14 protein-coding genes are annotated in these 18967 nt (G+C 66.0%); 8 read left to right on the top strand and 6 right to left on the bottom strand.

The window, feature by feature from the left end:
- Positions 1–113 precede the first annotated feature (113 nt).
- On the top strand, positions 114–1277 hold the full coding sequence (locus tag AAG688_RS11705) for a serine hydrolase domain-containing protein (protein WP_411832419.1): 1164 nt from the start codon (positions 114–116) through the stop codon (positions 1275–1277).
- 431 nt (positions 1278–1708) lie between these two features.
- Here the strand turns inward: AAG688_RS11705 and AAG688_RS11710 are convergent, their stop codons facing one another.
- The 3 genes from AAG688_RS11710 to apbC form a co-directional block, all read right to left on the bottom strand.
- Positions 1709–3286 (bottom strand): calcineurin-like phosphoesterase C-terminal domain-containing protein, encoded by a 1578-nt coding sequence (locus AAG688_RS11710; protein WP_411832420.1) that lies wholly within the window; start codon positions 3284–3286, stop codon positions 1709–1711.
- Positions 3287–3290: 4 nt separating this feature from the next.
- Positions 3291–3857, bottom strand: coding sequence for a dCTP deaminase (gene dcd / locus AAG688_RS11715; RefSeq protein ID WP_411832421.1), 567 nt, complete (start codon positions 3855–3857; stop codon positions 3291–3293).
- A 171-nt stretch (positions 3858–4028) separates the two neighbouring features.
- Positions 4029–4868: an iron-sulfur cluster carrier protein ApbC gene (apbC, locus tag AAG688_RS11720; RefSeq protein WP_411832422.1), complete on the bottom strand. Its 840-nt coding sequence runs from the start codon at positions 4866–4868 to the stop codon at positions 4029–4031.
- 236 nt (positions 4869–5104) lie between these two features.
- On the opposite strand from apbC, the gene AAG688_RS11725 reads away from it, so the two are divergent.
- The 7 genes from AAG688_RS11725 to rnfB all read left to right on the top strand — a co-directional run bounded on the left by AAG688_RS11725 (position 5105) and on the right by rnfB (position 15188).
- Positions 5105–7126: an alpha/beta hydrolase family protein gene (locus AAG688_RS11725; protein WP_411832423.1), complete on the top strand. Its 2022-nt coding sequence runs from the start codon at positions 5105–5107 to the stop codon at positions 7124–7126.
- A gap of 236 nt (positions 7127–7362) precedes the next feature.
- Complete coding sequence (locus AAG688_RS11730) at positions 7363–10287, top strand: TonB-dependent receptor plug domain-containing protein (protein WP_411832424.1); 2925 nt, start codon at positions 7363–7365, stop codon at positions 10285–10287.
- 208 nt (positions 10288–10495) lie between these two features.
- Complete coding sequence (locus AAG688_RS11735; RefSeq protein ID WP_411832425.1) at positions 10496–11233, top strand: sel1 repeat family protein; 738 nt, start codon at positions 10496–10498, stop codon at positions 11231–11233.
- 127 nt (positions 11234–11360) lie between these two features.
- Positions 11361–11801, top strand: coding sequence for a DUF2147 domain-containing protein (locus AAG688_RS11740; protein ID WP_411832426.1), 441 nt, complete (start codon positions 11361–11363; stop codon positions 11799–11801).
- A 140-nt stretch (positions 11802–11941) separates the two neighbouring features.
- On the top strand, positions 11942–14029 hold the full coding sequence (gene metG / locus AAG688_RS11745; protein ID WP_411832428.1) for a methionine--tRNA ligase: 2088 nt from the start codon (positions 11942–11944) through the stop codon (positions 14027–14029).
- Positions 14030–14118: 89 nt separating this feature from the next.
- Positions 14119–14709, top strand: coding sequence for an HAD family hydrolase (locus AAG688_RS11750; RefSeq protein ID WP_411832429.1), 591 nt, complete (start codon positions 14119–14121; stop codon positions 14707–14709).
- Between the two features lie 35 nt (positions 14710–14744).
- Positions 14745–15188 (top strand): Rnf electron transport complex subunit RnfB, encoded by a 444-nt coding sequence (gene rnfB / locus AAG688_RS11755; RefSeq protein ID WP_411832430.1) that lies wholly within the window; start codon positions 14745–14747, stop codon positions 15186–15188.
- A 73-nt stretch (positions 15189–15261) separates the two neighbouring features.
- On the opposite strand, the gene AAG688_RS11760 is transcribed toward rnfB, so the two are convergent.
- The 3 genes from AAG688_RS11760 to mutL are packed head-to-tail and all read right to left on the bottom strand — an operon-like array spanning position 15262 to position 18918.
- The gene (locus AAG688_RS11760) at positions 15262–16203 is read right to left on the bottom strand and encodes a TraB/GumN family protein (protein ID WP_411832431.1); all 942 of its coding nucleotides are present in this window, start codon (positions 16201–16203) and stop codon (positions 15262–15264) included.
- A 9-nt stretch (positions 16204–16212) separates the two neighbouring features.
- The gene (locus AAG688_RS11765) at positions 16213–17148 is read right to left on the bottom strand and encodes a DUF1684 domain-containing protein (RefSeq protein ID WP_411832432.1); all 936 of its coding nucleotides are present in this window, start codon (positions 17146–17148) and stop codon (positions 16213–16215) included.
- The gene (gene mutL, locus AAG688_RS11770; RefSeq protein ID WP_411832433.1) at positions 17149–18918 is read right to left on the bottom strand and encodes a DNA mismatch repair endonuclease MutL; all 1770 of its coding nucleotides are present in this window, start codon (positions 18916–18918) and stop codon (positions 17149–17151) included.
- Positions 18919–18967 lie beyond the last annotated feature (49 nt).

Consider the following 18967-nt stretch of genomic DNA (forward strand, 5'->3'; position numbering starts at 1 on the left):
GAAACGCTCGCCATGACGGTCGCCCACACCAGATCAGCTCGCACCCGCCCGGCATTGACCTCGCGTGGTTGACACGTAGCATCAAGTGCCGCACCGGACATTAGAGGAACCCGATGAAGAAGGAATGTTTCGCGTTGATTGGCGCCGCCTTGCTGGCTGCAAGCCCTGGCTGGGCCAACGCTAGTGAAGGTGCTGAAGAAGCAGCGAGCCCGGTGGCGGTGGCTCAGCTTGATGGCTTTGCCTTGGGGCTGGCCCAGGGTGGAACTTTCTCGGGCGTGCTGCTTGTAGCCAAAGATGGGGAGATTCTTCTCGAGCGCGCATATGGGAAGCGGGACGAGCGCGAAGATCATGAGAACACGATCGACACCCGATTCAATCTCGCGTCTGCCGGAAAGATGTTTACTGCCGTGGCCATCCTCCAGCAGGTTGCCGCCGGCCATGTATCCCTGGATACCACGGTAGGCGAGGTATTGAAGGACTACCCCAACAAGGACTTCGCGCGCCAGATAACGATCCGCCAGTTGCTGACACACACGGCCGGCGCGGGGGATATCGACCTGTTCGGCACGGAGAACGCGAAGAACCGACAGAATGTCCACTCCGTGGCAGAAATGGTGTCACTGCATGCTCATCGAGCCCCTGCCTTTCCACCGGGGTCAAACCAGGAGTACGGAAATTTCGGCCATGTGGTTCTCGGCCGCATGGTTGAGGTCTTGTCAGGCCAAACGTTCGAAGCCTACCTACAGGACAGGATATTCCGTCCGCTGGGCATGATTCACACGGCTTTCGTGGACTGCACGACAAAGGCTGCCGACATCGCGACCGGCTACGTTGAAATCGAAGGAGAAAGAAAGTTGAACTGCGAGACCCTTCCACGGAGAGGGTTTCCCGCCGGCGGCCAGGTTTCCACGGCACGGGACATGTTTACGTTCGTCGAGGCCTTGAAGACCGGAAAGCTACTGCCACCCTCGCTGTTCCAAGAGGCCATCCGGCCCCAGCACGAGTTCATGGGCTTGGGGTTCTTCGCCACGGAATATGGCCCGGGCTATCCGGCAAGGAATTTCCGGTGGGGGCACGCCGGTTCCGCGGATGGCATCTGCACCGATATACGCACCTATCCGGTCACAGGCGAGACCATAATCGCCCTGTCCAATGCAGACATACCGGGATGCTTCGAGGTCACAGGCTTCTTGCATCGCCAGTGGGAGATCCGCCATGCGGAGGGAAAGGACACAACTGGCCTGCAAGCGCCTTTAGGGGTCGAGAGCGACACCTAGCAGTCATGTATGGACCCCGGCTCCACGTCATGGCCAGTGTGCTTACTGCGCTCTGACAGTTCTTCAGGCTCTGGCCACACTACGCACGCACTGATGATCGCAGCCTTGCCGCAGGCTGCGACGAGGCGCACCAACGGGCGCAACCTGTTCCTGCCGGCATAACCGGGGATGCATGGCGTCATCATGGCGCCTGCCGCCGGCTTGGCGTCCCGGCCCGCGCAATCGAGAATGATTTTCCCTTCCGCACCGTGCTGACCCATTGCCTAGAATGCGCACGGCGCAGCACGCCAGCACGAGCCCGCACGCCACGCCATCCCTGCCAGCCAGCCTTTGCGCCAGCCAGCCGGATACCTGCACGCCTCCCTTCGGGAGGCGTTCTTGTTTCGGGGAAGGTTCCACCGACGCCTCGCCGTGCGAGCGTCCGCCGGTGCTCAGGGCTGCGGGTCGCGCAATTCGTATTCGATGCTGGCGTGATGGCGCGTGCTTTGGCCCGCTTCCAGCGCGCGCACCTCGATGCGGTGGAGGCCAGGCGCCAGATCGGTCGGCAGCGTGCCACGCCACAGGTGCTGCGACGGTACGGCCTCCGGGGCGCGATCGTAGCCGCGCAGATCCGCGGCCTCGTCGTCGCGGAGGTTCTCGGCCAGCAGCCAGGGATCGGCGCGCAGCACCTTGCGCATCGGCTTCCATTCGCCGTCGCCGATGCGGTATTCGACGACGCTGCGCTCGTCGCCGTTGAACACGTTGGCGTACACGCCGTGGGCAGGCCAGGCGCCGCGCCGCAGCACCCGCGGCGCATGCAGCCGCATCCGGCGGTCCGGATCCCGCGCGGGGTGCCAGGACAGCCGGTAGCGGCCCTGCGCCTCCACTCTCAGGTAAGCATGGCCGTTGGGCGTGCCGTCGGCCATCGTCGCATCGGGAATACCCTCGGCATCGGCGATTCCCGACCAGAACGCACCGCAGGCCGCGCCGACGTTGTACTCGTGCAGCGGCGTGCTGCCGTGCCAACCCGTGCCTGCATCGTGATGCCAGTGCCGCTGGGTGTGGGTGTGCCCGCTCAGCAGCAGCACGTGGGGGAAGTCCGCCAGCAGCGCGAACAGCCGCTGGCGATCCCGCGCGCGGAAACCCTCGTCGAAGAACGGGATGTGCACGCCGACCACCAGCAGGCGCTGCTTGTCCACGCGCGGCAGGTAGGCACGCAGGAAGGCGAACTGCTCCTCGCGCAGCCCGCCGACGTAGGCAGGCTTCTCCCCGGGCTGGTGGATCACGTCGTCCAGCCCGATGAACACCAGGCCCGGCTCCTCCCAGGCGAACGTGTCCGGGCCGAAGATGCGCCGGAAGCTCAGCAGCGCATCCTCGTCGCGCGCCGCGTCCAGATCCATGTCGTGGTTGCCGGGGACGTACAGCCACGGCAGTTCCAGCTGCGCGTTGGCGGCGATGATGCCGCCGGCCAGGTCCAGGTCGTCGTTGACGATGTCGCCCAGGGTCAGGCCGAGCCGCGCGCGATGGCGGCCGGCCAGCGGCTGCACGATGTCGCGACGGTAGTAGTCCAGTTGCCGCCGCGTCCCGACCTGGCTGTCGGCGGTCAGCAACACCTCGAAAGCACCTTCGCGTTCCGCGCGCGGGCGCAGGCCGAAATCGCGGCATTGCGGCGGCGCGGCCGGGATGCCGCCATAGCGCAGCGCCGGCCCCGGCCGCGATTGCAGGTGGAACCAGAAGTCCGGCAGGCCGTCCGCGCGCGTCGGCAGTCCGTGGCTGGCCGGCTTGATCAGGAAGACGGTGCGCCCATCGCGCAACGGCAGCGCATAGCGGCCCTGCGCATCGGTGAGCGCGATGCGCTCGCCGTCCGAAACCGCCACGTCCGCCAGCGCGCGCTCGCCGGCCTCACGCCAACCGTTGCCGTTGGCGTCCTCCCAGACCACGCCTTGGCAGGTCGCGGCGTTGGCCGTGCCGGCGGCGGCGGCGGTGGCCAGCAGCGATGCCAGCACGAGCGCGAAGGGGATCACACGCATCGCCTCAGGTCCGCGGCAGCGTGACCCCGGTCTGGCCCTGGTACTTGCCGCCGCGATCCTTGTAGCTGGTCTCGCAGATCTCGTCGGATTCGAAGAACAGCATCTGCGCCACGCCCTCGTTGGCGTAGATGCGCGCCGGCAGCGGCGTGGTGTTGCTGAACTCCAGCGTCACGTGGCCTTCCCACTCCGGCTCCAGCGGGGTGACGTTGACGATGATGCCGCAGCGCGCATAGGTGCTCTTGCCCAGGCAGACCACCAGCGTGCTGCGCGGGATGCGGAAGTATTCCACCGTGCGCGCCAGCGCGAAGCTGTTGGGCGGGATGATGCACACGTCCGACTCGACGTCGACGAAGCTGCCGCTGTCGAAGTGCTTGGGATCGACGATGGTCGAGTTGATGTTGGTGAACACCTTGAACTCGCGCGAGCAGCGCACGTCGTAGCCGTAGCTGGACGTGCCGTAGCTGACGATGCGCTCGCCGTTGGCGTGCTTGACCTGCCCCGGCTCGTACGGCTCGATCATGCCGTGCTGCTCGGCCATGCGGCGGATCCAGCGGTCGCTCTTGATGCTCATTCGGTGATTCCTGTCAGGGGCGGCGTGCCGCCGGTCGTGCGGCCCCGTCCGGGCCGATCCGGCGCATTGTACGGTCCGCCGCGCGGGTCATGCAGGTGCGAAGCTCCCCGCAGGAAGCTCCGCACGGGCAGGCAGCGCACGCAATGGCCGCATCCCGCGTGGCGCCGGACCCTATAGCAGCGACGAGGCGATCGAGGCTTTCGCGCGCGGGCGCTTGGCCAGTTCGGCCGCCATCGCCTGCGCCGCCTGCCGGTAGGCCTGCGCGACCGCCGAATCGGGCGCCGCAACCACCACCGGCTGCCCGGCGTCGCCCTGCTCGCGGATGGCGATATCCAGCGGCAGCGAACCCAGCAGCGGCACGCCGTACTGCGCAGCCATCCTCTGCCCGCCGCCCTCGCCGAACAGGTGCTCGACGTGGCCACAGTTGGAGCAGGTGTGCACCGCCATGTTCTCGACGATGCCCAGTACCGGCACCTCGACCTTCTCGAACATCTTCAGCGCCTTGCGCGCGTCCAGCGTGGCGATGTCCTGCGGCGTGGTCACGATGACCGCGCCGGCCACCGGGATCTTCTGCGCCAGGGTGAGCTGGATGTCGCCGGTGCCGGGCGGCAGATCGATGAACAGGTAGTCCAGATCGCCCCACAGCGTGTCGTTGAGCAGTTGCGTCAGCGCCGAGGTCGCCATCGGCCCGCGCCAGATCATCGGCGTGTCCTGATCCACCAGCAGCCCGATCGACATCGCCTCGACCCCGAACGCCCGCAGCGGTTCGATTGACTTGTTGTCCGGGCTGTCGGGCCGCCCGCCCAGGCCCAGCATCGCCGGCACGCTGGGACCATACACGTCCGCATCGAGCACGCCGACCCGCGCCCCTTCGGCCGCCAGCGCCAGGGCCAGGTTGACCGCCGTGGTGGACTTGCCGACGCCGCCTTTGCCCGAGCCGACGGCGATGATGTTGCGGATGCGGGGGTGGGGGGTGAGGCTGCCCTGGACGGCATGTACGGGAACAGGCATGGCAGGTTCAATCACTGGCTCAAGGGGCGGACGGACAGGACTGACGACGGTCGCCCGCCGCGTCATGGGTGCCCGGCATCATCGCATAGATGCACCAGGGGTACTTTCCTACGCCCCCGCACTGGACTAATCTGCGCCAAGCCAATGGCTGAACAGAATGTTCAGTGCCGGGGATTGCAAGGGCACATTGCCACTCCATTGGCATCCTCCAAAGCCTCCAGGGTACGAGCCAAATCATGAAGATAGGGAAATTCCGCCTGCTCGCCGCATCGTTGCTACTGACCACGGGTGCAGCTTCAGCCCGCGAAGCGATTCCGATCGAGTCCTTCGCCCGAGTTCCGAACATCCAGTCCATCTCGATGAGCACGGACGGCAAGAACCTGGTCGCCATCGTGGCAATGCCAGGCTCCAACAATCAGGATACGGCGCTTGCCACCTGGGACCTGGACAATATCGGATCCGGCTCCGTCATCACGCCCTCCGGCGATCGGATGAAATTCATCGCCGCCAACGCGATGAAGGCCAACCGGGTCCTGGTCATCGGCCGGCAGGAATGGACTGGACAATTGGGCGGCTGCGGTGAAGGCAGCGTCGTCGGTGCGACCAAGACCTTTGTCAACAAGGCCTACCTTACCGACACCAAGCAAAAGAAATTCGACGAGGCCTTCGCGGACAATACCCGCAAGATCGGCATTGGCGAGGACATCAAGCGCTGCCTCGAAATCGCAGGTACGGCCAGCCTGATCCACACCCTGCCATTGGACCCCGACAACGTCATCATTTCGCAGGTCAGCGGACTTTCCCTGAGCGGCAACTACTATCTCTACAACCTGCGTACCAATGAAACCAAGCTTTTGTTCAAGTCGGGCGGCCGTACCAGTCCCGGCCTGTTCAATCCCCGTGACGGTGAACTCCTGACCCGCACCCAATTGGAGCCGATCTCCCCCGGGGAATACGAACAACGCGTGCTGATCCGCAACCCCAAGACCAAGGAATTCGAGGTCCACGAGAACCTTACCCGCAAGCTCAGCGAGCGCTATACCGTCGACATCGTCGGCATCGACGAAAATACCGGCAAGTTCTATGTGCTGACCGACCTGTTCTCGGATCTGGTGCAGGCCTGGATGTATGACCCGGCCGCCCGCAAGTTCGATGCTGAACCCTTGCTGGCCCACCCCACCTTCTCCATAGGCGGCCTCATCCTTGGCACCCAGCCCAGCAACTTCAATCGCGTGCTCGGTTTCGTGATCGATGGTCCGCAACGCGAAGTCACCTACGTTGATCCCAATCTCCAGGCCATCCAAGCGGGCCTGAAGAAGGCCTACCCCGGCCAGACGATATCTGTTGGAGGCTACAACAACGATTTGTCGCGCGTGCTGTTCACCACCAGCAGCCCGCAGAGGGCGCCGGCATACCGCCTGCTGCTGGACCGCAAGCAGGTTGTCGAACTGGGCGAACAACGGCCCTGGATAGATGCAAACCAGATCGGCGAAGAACGCTGGGTCACCTATCCCGCCAGGGATGGCCTCAACATTCCTGCGTTGTTGAATCTACCGGCAGGCTGGAAAGAGGGTGATGGCCCGTTGCCGACCATCATCCATCCGCATGGCGGGCCGTGGGCGCGTGATTATGGCGGCTGGGACGCTTCCGGCTGGGTGCCATTCCTGACATCACGCGGCTATGCAGTGCTGCGTCCGCAGTACCGTGGCTCGGCCGGCCTGGGCAGGAAGCTGTGGCTGGCTGGTGACGGCGAATGGGGACAAAAAATGCAGGATGACAAGGACGATGGCGCTGCATGGTTGATCAAGCAGGGCATCGCCGATCCCGAGCGCCTGGCAATTTTCGGCTATTCCTATGGCGGCTTTGCCGCGGCCGCCGCCGTTGTCAGGCCCAACAGCCCGTATAAGTGCGCGATCTCGGGCGCACCGGTGACCGATCTGAACAAGCTTGGATGGTCCTGGAGCGAGAGCCGCCTGCAGCGCATCCTGCAAGGACGCACGGTCAAGGGAATGGATCCGATGCAGAATGTACAAAACGCCAACATCCCCGTATTGCTGTACGTGGGTGACCGCGATGTGCGCACTCCGTCATTCCATGCGCGTGACTTCTACGATGGGGTCAAGGGCAAGGTTTCGGCCAAGTATGAAAGCATCCCGGACATGCCCCACAGCCTGCCCTGGTATTACCGGCATCACCAGAAAACACTGGGATTGATCGAGCAATTCTTGACCAAGGACTGCGGCACAAGCGGCCTGTAGTAACCAGGATCACCAAGGCCCCGTTCCTCGCAGGAACGGGGCCTGACTGCCTACGGTGCCGTACGTGCTGGCAGGCCAGGCGTTTGTAACCCTTCGATTGCTTGCGTGTCGCGAAAATCCAAGGTGTAAAACTGTTGCAACCGCGTGTCAAATATGTTGTAGCCTGGTGAACATTGCGTTAACCTGTCTGGGCTTTAAACCAACAACCCGCAAGGGGTTCCATTATGGGGGATGACATGAAACACCGTTCTTTCAAGCGCCTGCCGTTGGCCATCGCCGTTTTTGGTTGCCTGTACGGCGCCGTGGCGGTAGCCCAGACGGCACCGGAATCAGAGCAGGAAGAAAAGAAGGAAGCCGAGAAGGTTACCGAAATCGACCGGATTACGGTCACGGGCTCCCTGCTGAGGCGAGTGGAATACGATTCGGTTTCTCCGGTCCAGGTCATCACGGCTGATACCAGCGTGGCGGTCGGCCAGGTCGACACGGCTGAGTTCCTGCAGAAGTCGAGCGTGGCCGCCGGCTCCACCCAGATCAACCACCAGTTCGCCGGCTTCGTCGTCGAGGGTGGCACCGGCGTCCAGACCGTGTCCCTTCGTGGCTTGGGCGCACAGCGCACCGCCGTCCTGCTGAACGGCCACCGCCCCGGCCCTGCTGGTACCCGCGGCCAGGTCCTTGCGTTCGACCTCAATGTGATCCCCCAGTCGATCGTGCAGCGCATCGAAATCGTCAAGGATGGCTCCTCGTCGATTTATGGTTCCGATGCGGTTGCCGGTGCGGTAAACATCATTACCCGCAAGAACATCACCAGCCCGGAATTCAGCATCACCGCCCGCTCGCCCTTCAATGGTGACGGCGAGTCCTACAGCATCTCCGCCGCATCCGGCTGGAACTTCGACAATGGCCACATCGTCCTGGCCGGCGAGTTCTACCGGCATCATCCGCTGCGTTTCGGTGATCGCGATTACCTGCGCTGCGCCGAAGACCTGATCTGGGATGCCGACGGCAACCGCATCGACCGCGAGGATCGCTCCATCATGGCCGGCACCCGCTACGCGGGCTGCAACAACAACGGCATCATCAACGCCGTCGACGACGCGATAACCGGCATTCGCTACGTCCCGTCGCCGACCGGTCGGACCATCGGGCTGCTCCCCGGCTTCGAACCCAACGTCAACACCAACTACGTCAACTCGCCGCGTGCCGGCCACATGCAGGTGCTGAGCTCGCCGTTGTGGGACGACGTGCAGTTGATCGACCGCCAGGAACGCATGAACGTGTTCGGCACGGCCAGCTTCTCGTTCGGCAGCGTGAACTGGGACACCGAGTTCCTGTACAACAACCGCACCACCAACACGCACCGCATGCGTCAGTTCTTCCCGTACATCGGCGGCGCAACCTCGCCGCTGGCGGCGTACCGCTACACGGACAACCCGACCTTCAGGGCTCCGGTGCCCGGCGGCATCGCGACCCCCATCCTGCCGTTCTATTCGGACCAGGAAGTCGAGATCCAATACACCTACATCAATACCGGCCTGGATGGCCTGTTCAGCTCGACCGATACCTGGGCATGGTCCATTGATGCCTCGTATTCGAAGTCGGATGGCGACTACAACGTCCTGTCCATCCTCAAGTCGAAGTCCGGCGATGCAGATCCGGCCCTGCGTGCCTGGACTGGCGGTCGCGCCCCTACGTTCGACTACTTCCAGCCCTGCGCGCTGAGCGGTGAGTGCATCGATGATCTGGTCGCTGCAATCGGCCACTGGCACAAGGGCAACACGGTGTACGATCAGTTCGTGCTCAACGGCGTGGTGACGGGCGAACTGTTCAATATGCCTGCAGGTGCAGTGGGTGCGGCCATCGGTGCCGAGTACCGCAAGTTCAGCATCGATGACCAGCCCAGCGCGGCTGAACGCACCGGCGATCTCTGGGGACAGTCGACTGCCGTTGTCACCAAGGGAACCGACAAGGTGAAGGAAGTCTTCACTGAAATCGAGGTGCCGCTCCTCAAGGGTATCCCGGGCATCGAAGCGCTGAACCTGAACCTCTCGGCCCGCGCATTCGATTACGACTCGGTCAGCGACTCCGACTATGTCTGGAAGGCCGGCCTGAGCTGGCAGATCATTCCCTCGCTCCGCCTGCGCGGAACCAAGGGTACGTCGTACCGTGCGCCGGGACTGTACGAGTTGTTCCTGGGCAACCTGTCCGGATTCAACTCGCAGACCGCAATCGATCCCTGCATCCGCTGGGGCGAAAGCACCAACGACTTCATCCGTGCCAACTGCAACGCTGCCGGTATTCCGGAGGATTATGCGGCCACGGGCGGGTCGGGCTCTTCGGCGCAGGTGTTCACCGGCGGCGCGGGCCAGGGCCTGAAGCCGGAAACGTCCAATGCGTTCACCACGGGCATCATCTGGACGCCCTCGTTCGCTCCGTTCAGCGTGGCGGTCGATTACTTCAACTTCGAAGTCAATGACCAGATCAGCCGACTGACCGCCGGCACGATTCTGGGTGGCTGCTACGGTTCTCCGGTCTACCCGAACAATTTCTGCAACCTGTTCGTGCGCAATCCGGCCAACCACCCCACCGCTCCGAACAAGATTGAAGAGGTCTACCAGACCTACGTCAACATCAACAAGCAGCAGGTCCGTGGTTATGACCTGCTCGCCCGTTACGATGGGGACTATTCGTTCGGCAAGCTCGAAGCGGAACTGCAGGCGACCTACATCGTCGAAGACGTGGAACTGCTGTTCGACGATCCGCTGTCCGGCGGCCTGACCCGTTCCGACAACAAGGGTTACGTTGGTCGCCCGGAGCTGGTGGGCAATACCCGCGTGTCGCTCAAGCGCAACGACTGGACCTATACCTGGGGTACGGAGTACGTCGGCAAGACCGAAAATACCGACATCACCGAGAATGTTACCTACCAGGGCGTGGCCGCCATCCGCGACATCGTTGCCGAGAGCAAGCTGTATCACAACATTTCGGTTCGTTACGAGCAGCCGAAGTGGTCGATCCTGCTCGGCATTCGCAACCTGTTCGATACCGCGCCTGCCACCATGTCCACCGGTACCGCCACGCGCTACGGCAACGTGCCTGCTTTCGCAACCCAGTACGATTTGTACGGCCGTTCGCTGTTCGCTCGCTGGAACTACAAGTTCTGAGGCATGGCGGAAGTCAGGAAGCAAACGGAAACGGCGCGCAAGCGCCGTTTCTGTTTATATGATCGCGATTTCGGTTTCGATTATCCTCACACAGGCAGGATTCAAAGGGTCAGCACCATGCCGCCTGCATGGCATGTCCATGAAAAGACAATGGCTTGTCACAGGAATCCCTCCCAACTTCCATGCAAGGCCCTTATCCAGGAATCCAATGAGAATCAGCCTACTGCTCCTTTACCTGCTGGCGTGCCCAGCCGCAATCGCAGGGGAGAATACTCCCCCCAAGCGCAACCTGAATCCGACCATCGATCCGATGCTGATTGCGGCAGGTTTCCTGGACAGCCATCCCGATCTTCGCCACCGTACCCGCGGGTTGGAAGAATACGGCGACCGCAATTTCGCAAAGGCATTCGATGAGTTCAGGCGCGCCGGCTGGTATTCGGACAAGCCGTCGCAAGCCATCGTTGGAGAAATGTATTGGATCGGACTGGGAACCGTGAAAGACCGTGCGTTGGCCTACATATGGATGGAACTTGCCGCGGAGCGCGGCTACTTGAGCTTTGTCGAGAAACGCCGGATGTACTGGCAGCATCTGGATGAAGATGAGCGCGCGCGCGTGCAAAAGGATGCCCCCAGTCTCCGGGCAGAATATGCCGACGAAGCCGCCGAACCCAGGCTACAGGCCGCGCTGCGGCGTGAACGCAGGCAGATGACGGGAAGTCGAGTCGGCTCCATGGCCAACCCTGTCCAGATCGTGGTGCCGGGCGTAGGAACCATCGATAGTTCCCAGTACTACGATCCGAAGTATTGGGAGCCGCGGCTCTATCGGCAGTGGCAGGATTCGATATGGACCAGCCTGCGCATCGGCCGAGTCAGCGTTGGCGAGGTAGAACAGGTCGGTGATGCTCCCTCTACCCCTCCGCCGCAGAACGAAGACCAGACCGATTGAGCGTCCGCGACGGGCAGGTAGTCAAGATGATCGGCATGCCTGTTCCATACGCCACCGGATGCGGTATAACAGACGCCATCCCGCCGGCACCCGCCGGCGGTCCGAACCGAATCCCTGGGAGGGGAACATGCGCAAGATCCTGTTGGCCGCCTGCATGGCTGCTCCCTTGATGGCCCTGTCGCTGTCGGCCGCCGCCGCCGACGCGGTGGGCCGCTGGAAGACCATCGACAGCGACACCGGCAAGGCCAAGTCGATCGTCGAGATCACCCGCAATGCCGAGGGCGTGTACAGCGGCCGCATCGTCGAGATCCTGCACTCCGACCGCGGTCCCAATCCGGCCTGCGACAAGTGCAAGGACGATCGCAGGAACAAGCCCATCAAGGGCATGGAAATCATCCGCGGCATGAAGGCCGATGGCGGCGGCAAGTACGCCGGCGGCACCATCCTCAAGCCCGACGAGGGCAAGGTGTACAAGTCGAAGATGGAACTGATCGAGGGTGGCGCCAAGCTGGAGGTGTCCGGCTGCATCGCCTTCATCTGCAAGTCGCAGACCTGGCTGCGCCAGTAGCGCGGCCAGCCGCGTCGGCATCATCCCATCGGCCCGGCCCTTGCCGGGCCGATGCGTTTCCGGCTTCCCGCCCCTGCCTACCGCCTCTGGTCGCGTGGAGGGCCATGCGATAATCGGCCATCCCCCGCACGAAGCCCGCCATGAGCCGCACCGCCCTCGTCACCACCGCCCTGCCCTACGCCAACGGCCCGCTGCACCTGGGTCATCTGGTGGGCTACATCCAGGCCGACATCTGGGTGCGGGCGCGGCGCATGCGCGGCGACACCGCCTGGTTCGTCTGCGCCGACGACACCCACGGCACGCCGATCATGCTGGCGGCCGAGAAGGCCGGAGTGACGCCGGAGGCGTTCATCGCCGATGTCCAGGCCAGCCATGAGCGCGATTTCGCCGCCTTCGGCGTGGCCTTCGATCACTACGATTCGACCAATTCCGACGGCAACCGCGAACTGACCGAACGCTTCTACGCGCGGCTGGAGGCCGGCGGCCACATCGGCCGGCGCTCGGTGGCGCAGTTCTACGACCCGGCCAAGGGCATGTTCCTGCCCGACCGCTACATCAAGGGCATCTGCCCCAACTGTTCCGCGGCCGACCAATACGGCGACAACTGCGAGGTCTGCGGCGCGACCTATTCGCCGACCGACCTGAAGGAACCCAAGTCGGTGATCTCCGGCGCGACGCCGGAAATCCGCGACTCCGAGCATTTCTTCTTCGAGGTCGGGCGCTTCGAGGGCTTCCTGCGCGAGTGGCTGGCCGGCGACGTCGCGCTGCCGGGCGTGAAGGCCAAGCTGATGGAGTGGCTGGACGCCGAGGGCGGCCTGCGCGCCTGGGACATCTCCCGCGACGCGCCCTACTTCGGCTTCCAGATCCCGGGCCAGCCGGGCAAGTACTTCTACGTCTGGCTGGACGCGCCGATCGGCTACCTGAGCAGCTTCAAGGCGCTGTGCGCGAAGAACGGCGAGGACTTCGAGGCGCACCTGCGCGCCGGCACGTCCACCGAGTTGCACCACTTCATCGGCAAGGACATCGTCAACTTCCACGGCCTGTTCTGGCCGGCGGTGCTGCACGGCACCGGCCACCGCGCGCCGACCCGGCTGCACGTCAACGGCTACCTCACCGTCGACGGCGCCAAGATGTCCAAGTCGCGCGGCACCTTCGTGATGGCGCGCACCTATCTCGACGTGGGCCTCGAGCCAGAGGCGCTGCGCTACTACTACGCCGCCAAGTCCTCGGGTGGCGTCGACGATCTGGACCTGAACCTGGGCGACTTCACCGCACGGGTCAACGCGGACCTGGTCGGCAAGTTCGTCAACCTGGCCAGCCGCTGCGCCGGCTTCATCGACAAGCGCTTCGGCGGCCAGCTGGCCGCGACGCTGGACGATGCCGCGCAGTACCGGCGCTTCGTCGACGCGCTGGCGCCGATCCGCGAGGCCTACGAGCGCAACGATCCCGCCGCGGCGATCCGGCAGACGATGGCGCTGGCCGACGAGGCCAACCGCTACATCGACGAGCACAAGCCGTGGGTGCTGGCCAAGCAGGAAGGCGCCGAGGCGCGCCTGCAGGCCGTCTGCACGCAGGGCCTGAACCTGTTCCGCATCCTCGCCGCCGCGCTCAAGCCGGTGCTGCCGCGCACCGGCGCGCAGGCCGAAGGCTTCCTCGCCGCACCGGTAAGCCGTTGGGAAGACATCGCCGCCCCGCTGACCGCGCACCGCATCCAGCCCTACGTACCGCTGTTCACCCGTATCGACCCGAAACTGATCGACGCCATGACCGAAGCCTCGAAGGATACCCTCGCTCCCGCAGCATCTCCGACCGTGGGAGCGACGTCAGTCGCGACGCCGCAACCGGCCGGGAAATCCGTCGCGACTGACGTCGCTCCCACAAAGGAAAAGGAATCCGGTGTCATCGGCATCGACGACTTCGCCAGGCTCGACCTGCGCATCGGCAAGGTGCTGGAGTGCGGCTTCGTCGAGGGCTCGGACAAGCTGCTGCGCTTCCTGCTGGACGCCGGCGAACTCGGCCAGCGGCAGATCTTCTCGGGCATCCGCGCCAGCTATGGCGAGCCGGAGAAGCTGGTCGGCCGCAACGTGGTGTTCATCGCCAACCTCGCGCCGCGCAAGATGCGCTTCGGCCTCAGCGAGGGAATGATCCTGTCGGCCGGCTTCGACGGCGGCGCGCTGGCGCTGCTGGACGCTGATGCGGGCGCGCAGCCGGGCATGCCGGTGCGGTGAAGCCGGGAATAGGGAATGGAGAATCGGGAATCGCAAACACCCTGGACACATCCTTCCCATTCCCCATTCCCGACTCCCCATTCCCATCAATGAACCTCGCCCTGTTCGACTTCGACCACACGGTCACCACCTGCGACACCTACTCGCGCTTCATCCGCGGCATCGCCACCGCCGAGCAGCTTGCGCGGGCGCGCTGGACGGTGGGGCCGTGGCTGGCCGGCTACCGGATGGGCGTGGTGTCGGCGGCGGGCATCCGCAGGCGGGTGACCCGCCTTGCCTTCAGCGGCCGCTGCGCCGATGAAATCCACGCGCAGGGCGAGCGCTACGCCAGCGACGTGCTGCCGGGCCTGCTGCGCGGGGAGATGATGGCGCGCATCGACTGGCACCGCTCGCAGGGCGACGCCGTCGTGCTGGTCTCCGGATCGCTGGACACCTACCTGCGCCCCTGGTGCGAGCGGCACGGACTGGCGCTGATCTGCAACCGCCTGGAAACCGAGGGCGGACGCCTGACCGGCCGCTACCTCGACGGCGACTGCGGCCCGCGCAAGGTGGCGCTGATCCGCGCGCGCTACGATGTCGCCAGCTTCCCGCGCGTCTACGCCTACGGCGACAGCCGCGAGGACCGGCCGATGCTGGCGCTGGCGCACGAGCGCTGGTACCGCGGCCGGCGTATCGCCTGACCGGCGCTCTCCGCAACGCGCAGCCGACGCCACGCATGCCCGACATTACCGCCGACGATCTGATCGAACGCCTGGACCGCCTGCTACCGCAGACGCAGTGCGGCCAGTGCGGCTTCGACGGTTGCCGCCCCTACGCCGAGGCGATGGCGCGCGGCGAGGCCGGCATCGACCGCTGCCCCCCCGGCGGCGACGCCGGCGCGCGCGCGCTGGCGCGCCTGCTGGATCTGCCGCCGCTTCCCTACGACCGCGCCCGCGGCATGCACAAGCCGGGCGAGGTCGCGCTGATCGTCGAGGCCGACTGCATCGGCTGCACCAAGTGCATCCAGGCCTGCCCGGTGGACGCCATCATCGGCGGCGCCAAGTACATGCACGTGGTGATCGAACCGCTGTGCACCGGCTGCGAGCTGTGCGTGCCGGCCTGCCCGGTCGATTGCATCGTGATGGCGATGGTGGCGGGCGAAGCAGAAGTCACGGACTGACGCCCGGCTTCGCCGCCCTCACCCCAATCACTCTCCCGCAGGCGGGAGAGGGGTTCCGAGCGGGGATCGCCTTTCAGTTCTGCCCGGCGGCGCAGGCCGAGCACAGCCGCTCGACCTGGTAGCCCTTGGCGCGCAGCTTCTCGACCACGCCGTCCTCGCCCATCAGGTGCAGCGCGCCGACCACGATCAGGGTATTGTCGGTGCCCGGCGCGGTCAGCCGCTTCTCGATCGCGGGCATCCAGGCGTTGTTGCGATCCACGTTGAGCATGCGGTAGCTGACCGGCGTGTGCGCGATCATCTCCTGGCGCATCTTGCCGTCGAGCTTTTCGGTGTCGCCCTTGCGCCAGGCCTCGTGCAGTTCGTGCAGTTGCCGGACCGTCCTGGCGGGATCGCTGATCAGCTCGTTGAGGCTGTAGACCTGTTCGCTGTACGGCGCCTTGTCCATCGCGGCGACCTGCACGTCGACCGTCTCCAAGCCGGCCACCGGCTTGCCGGCCTCGCTGGCGCGGCGGATGAAATGCTGGTCCAGGCCCTGCTCGGGCCGGAAGCCGGCGCTCTGCGCGATGCCCATCACCATGCCCAGCGTGATCGCCCACGGCTCGCTCGCCTCGACCTGCGCGAGCGAGGCGCCGCTGGCCGACAGGAGCTGCCCCAGGCGGTTCTTCACGTCTTCCGGCAGCACGCTGCTCAGCGACTTGCCGTCCTCGTAGGTGGCGGCCTGCGCGAACTTCTGCGCGGTGGCCAGCGAGGTCAGTTCGGAAGGCTCGACCTCGAACACCAGCGCGGCCGAGTCCTCGAACGCGGCGTCCACTTCCGGCGCCAGCGGATAGTCGCTTTCCTTGAGCAGGTGGAACGATCCCAGCAGGTAGACGGCGTTGTCGGCATCGGACACCTTCCACAGCAGCGGCACGGGCAGCGCGCCGGCGCTGGCGGGCGCATCGGCCAGCGCGATGGAAGGGGCGGCGGAGAGCGCGACGAGGGCGGCGAGCGCGGTGTGGCGGAGTTTCCTGAGCATGCGGATCCTTCAGCGTTGGGTGGCGGGTTTGCGGTAGGCCTGCTCGCCGGCCGGGATGGCCAGGTCCAGGCGGTTCTGCGCCGGCGGCAGCGGGCAGGTGGCGTACATGGTGAACGCGCTGGGCGGGTTGTGGGCGCGGTTGAAGTCCAGCCACAGCATGCCGTCCTGCGGCGGCTCGACGTCGAGATAGCGGCCGGCCGGATAGCTGCCCTGCCCGCTGGTCAGGTCCACCAGCGGGATGAACCAGCCGCCGTCGGCGCGCGCGAGTATTTCGAGCCGGTAGGGCTTGCCGTCGCGCTCGAACTCGACCGCGCCCGGATTGGGCGTGGCCGTGGTGAAGCCGAGCAGATCGACGATGGGCAGCGTCTGCCCCGCCGGATGGGCGATGAAGCGGCCGCGGATGCGCCAGGACGGGTCCGCGTCCCAATAGGTCAGCCCGGCGAAGTCCAGGCGCGTCGGCGCATCGGCATGGCGCACGCGCAGGAAGAAGCGGCCGCCGCGCTCGATCGCGCTCAACTGGCCCTTGCCCTCGTCGAAGCCGATCAGGGTCGGCTCCGGCGTCCTGTCGCTGTGCAACTCGACGCGCCCGGTCACCGGCTTGTCCTGCCAGGACAGCGCCGCCTCGCTCTCCGGCGTCAGGTACAGGCGCTTGTCCTGCAGCGACACCATGCCCAGCCGCGCCGGCCCGGCCGCCAGCCGGATACCGCTGCCGGGGCCGCTGCCGACGTAATGCGCCTTCAGTTCGATCGGATGCAGCCCGACCAGGCTGGCCCAGCCGTGCGCGGCGACCAGCTCGTCGTTGCGCTGCGAGCGCCAGGCGCGGTTCTCGGCTTCGAAGACCGGATCGGAAGCCACCGGCGCCTGCGCGACCGCCGCCTCGTCCCCGCAGGCCGACAGCGCTGCGGCGAGCAGGACCACCATCCCCAGACCGACGCGAATACCCATTCACTCCCCCTGTTCGAAACCGCGCCCGATTTCCGACAGCGGCACCTGCCTCCACAGCGTTCGCGCGCCGGGAAACCCCGCCGCATTGTGCGGGCTTTCCATCTCGCGCAGCAACGCGTTCATCTCCGGCAGGGTCAGCAGGCGCGGCGGGCGGCGGCCGGCATGGATCGCCATCGTCGCCAGGACGCGTTCTTCCTCGCGCGCTTCACCGGCCTCCGCGTCGGCCAATGCCTCCAGCAGTTCCGGCAGCAGCGCGGCATGGTCGCAATCGGCGAGCAGCGCCGGGGCGCTGCGCAGTTCCGCCATGCCGTCATCCGGCAGCGACAGTTCGAAGCCCAGCCCGGCCAGCGCTTCGCACCTTCGCGCGGCGATTTCGCGCTGGCGCACGGACAGCGACAGCGACAGCGGCACCAGCAGCGGCTGCGCATGCAGGCCGATGCCCGCACGCGCCGCGCGCAGGCGCGCGTGGGCGAGCCGTTCCTGCGCGGCCTGCAGGTCCAGCAGGCCCAGGCCCTGCCCGGTCTGGGTCAATAGATAACGGCCGTGCAGTTGCGCCAGCGCGAGGCCGAACGGTTGCTCCTGCGCCCCGGCCGATGCCGTCGCGGCCGTCGTGCGCACGCCGGCATCACCGTACAGCGCGGCATACGCGGCCATGCCCTCGGCGACCGAGAGGCCCTGCGCGTAGCGCTGCTGCGGGCTCCACGGCTGGCCCGGCAGGTGCGGCGCATCGGGCATGCCCGGCGCAGACGGCGCGAGCGCGGGCGCCGGCGTCCAAGACGCGCGCACCTCGGCCAGCGCCTCGTGGATCGTGCGCTGGACGAAGTCGTGGATCAGCCGCGCGTCGCGGAAGCGCACCTCGTGCTTGGCCGGATGCACGTTGACGTCCACCCGCGCCGGATCCAGCTCCAGGAACAGCACGTGCGCCGCTTGGCGGCCGTGCGGCATCAACTCCAGATAGGCGGCGCGCACCGCGTGGGCGACGTTGCGATCGCGCACCGCGCGGCCGTTGACGTACAGGTACTGCTGGTCGGCGCTGCCGCGCGAGTATTCCGGATGCGCGATCCAGCCGTGCAGGCGCAGGCCGGCGCCTGCGTGATCCAGTCGCAGCGCGCGGCTGGCGAAGGCTTCGCCCAGCGCCTCAAGCAGGCGCGCCTGCGGCTGCGCGGCATCGGCCCTGTACCGGCGCGCGGGCTTGCCGTTGTGGGTGATGCGCAGTTCGATGTCGGGCCGCGCCAGCGCCAGCGAGCGCAGCCATTCCTCGACGTGGCCCAGTTCGGTGCGCTCGGCGCGCAGGAACTTGCGCCGCGCCGGCACGTTGTGGAACAGCTCGCGCACCTCGACCGTGGTGCCGACCGGATGCGGATGCGGCATCACCTGCCCGGCCCTACCGCCATCGATGGCCAGCCGCGCGCCGTGCCCGTCGCCGTCGCGGCGCGAGGTCAGCGCGAAGCGGCTGACCGAGGCGATCGAGGGCAGCGCTTCGCCGCGGAAGCCCAGCGTGGCGACCATCTCCAGATCGTCGAGCGTGGCGATCTTGCTGGTGGCGTGGCGCGAGACCGCCAGCGGCAGTTCCTCGGCGGCGATGCCGCCGCCGTCGTCGCGGATCCGGATCAGGCGGATGCCGCCCTCCTCCAAGTCGATGTCGATGCGGCGCGCGCCGGCGTCCAGCGCGTTCTCGACCAGTTCCTTGACCACCGAGGCCGGGCGCTCGACCACCTCGCCCGCGGCGATCTGGTTGATCAGCGTGTCGGGCAGCGGACGGATCGGCACATTCGCACGGCGCGCGCGCCGCCTTCGGGATTCATCCGGCGATGATAGC

The organism is Pseudoxanthomonas mexicana (assembly GCF_046736355.1).
Lineage (GTDB): Bacteria > Pseudomonadota > Gammaproteobacteria > Xanthomonadales > Xanthomonadaceae > Pseudoxanthomonas_A > Pseudoxanthomonas_A mexicana_B.

Bases quoted from the DNA above. Each gene is read 5' to 3' on its own strand.
- AAG688_RS11705 (WP_411832419.1), top strand. From the start codon at position 114: ATGAAGAAGGAATGTTTCGCGTTGATTGGCGCCGCCTTGCTGGCTGCA.
- AAG688_RS11710 (WP_411832420.1), bottom strand. From the start codon at position 3,286: ATGCGTGTGATCCCCTTCGCGCTCGTGCTGGCATCGCTGCTGGCCACC.
- dcd (WP_411832421.1), bottom strand. From the start codon at position 3,857: ATGAGCATCAAGAGCGACCGCTGGATCCGCCGCATGGCCGAGCAGCAC.
- apbC (WP_411832422.1), bottom strand. From the start codon at position 4,868: ATGCCTGTTCCCGTACATGCCGTCCAGGGCAGCCTCACCCCCCACCCC.
- AAG688_RS11725 (WP_411832423.1), top strand. From the start codon at position 5,105: ATGAAGATAGGGAAATTCCGCCTGCTCGCCGCATCGTTGCTACTGACC.
- AAG688_RS11730 (WP_411832424.1), top strand. From the start codon at position 7,363: ATGAAACACCGTTCTTTCAAGCGCCTGCCGTTGGCCATCGCCGTTTTT.
- AAG688_RS11735 (WP_411832425.1), top strand. From the start codon at position 10,496: ATGAGAATCAGCCTACTGCTCCTTTACCTGCTGGCGTGCCCAGCCGCA.
- AAG688_RS11740 (WP_411832426.1), top strand. From the start codon at position 11,361: ATGCGCAAGATCCTGTTGGCCGCCTGCATGGCTGCTCCCTTGATGGCC.
- metG (WP_411832428.1), top strand. From the start codon at position 11,942: ATGAGCCGCACCGCCCTCGTCACCACCGCCCTGCCCTACGCCAACGGC.
- AAG688_RS11750 (WP_411832429.1), top strand. From the start codon at position 14,119: ATGAACCTCGCCCTGTTCGACTTCGACCACACGGTCACCACCTGCGAC.
- rnfB (WP_411832430.1), top strand. From the start codon at position 14,745: ATGCCCGACATTACCGCCGACGATCTGATCGAACGCCTGGACCGCCTG.
- AAG688_RS11760 (WP_411832431.1), bottom strand. From the start codon at position 16,203: ATGCTCAGGAAACTCCGCCACACCGCGCTCGCCGCCCTCGTCGCGCTC.
- AAG688_RS11765 (WP_411832432.1), bottom strand. From the start codon at position 17,148: ATGGGTATTCGCGTCGGTCTGGGGATGGTGGTCCTGCTCGCCGCAGCG.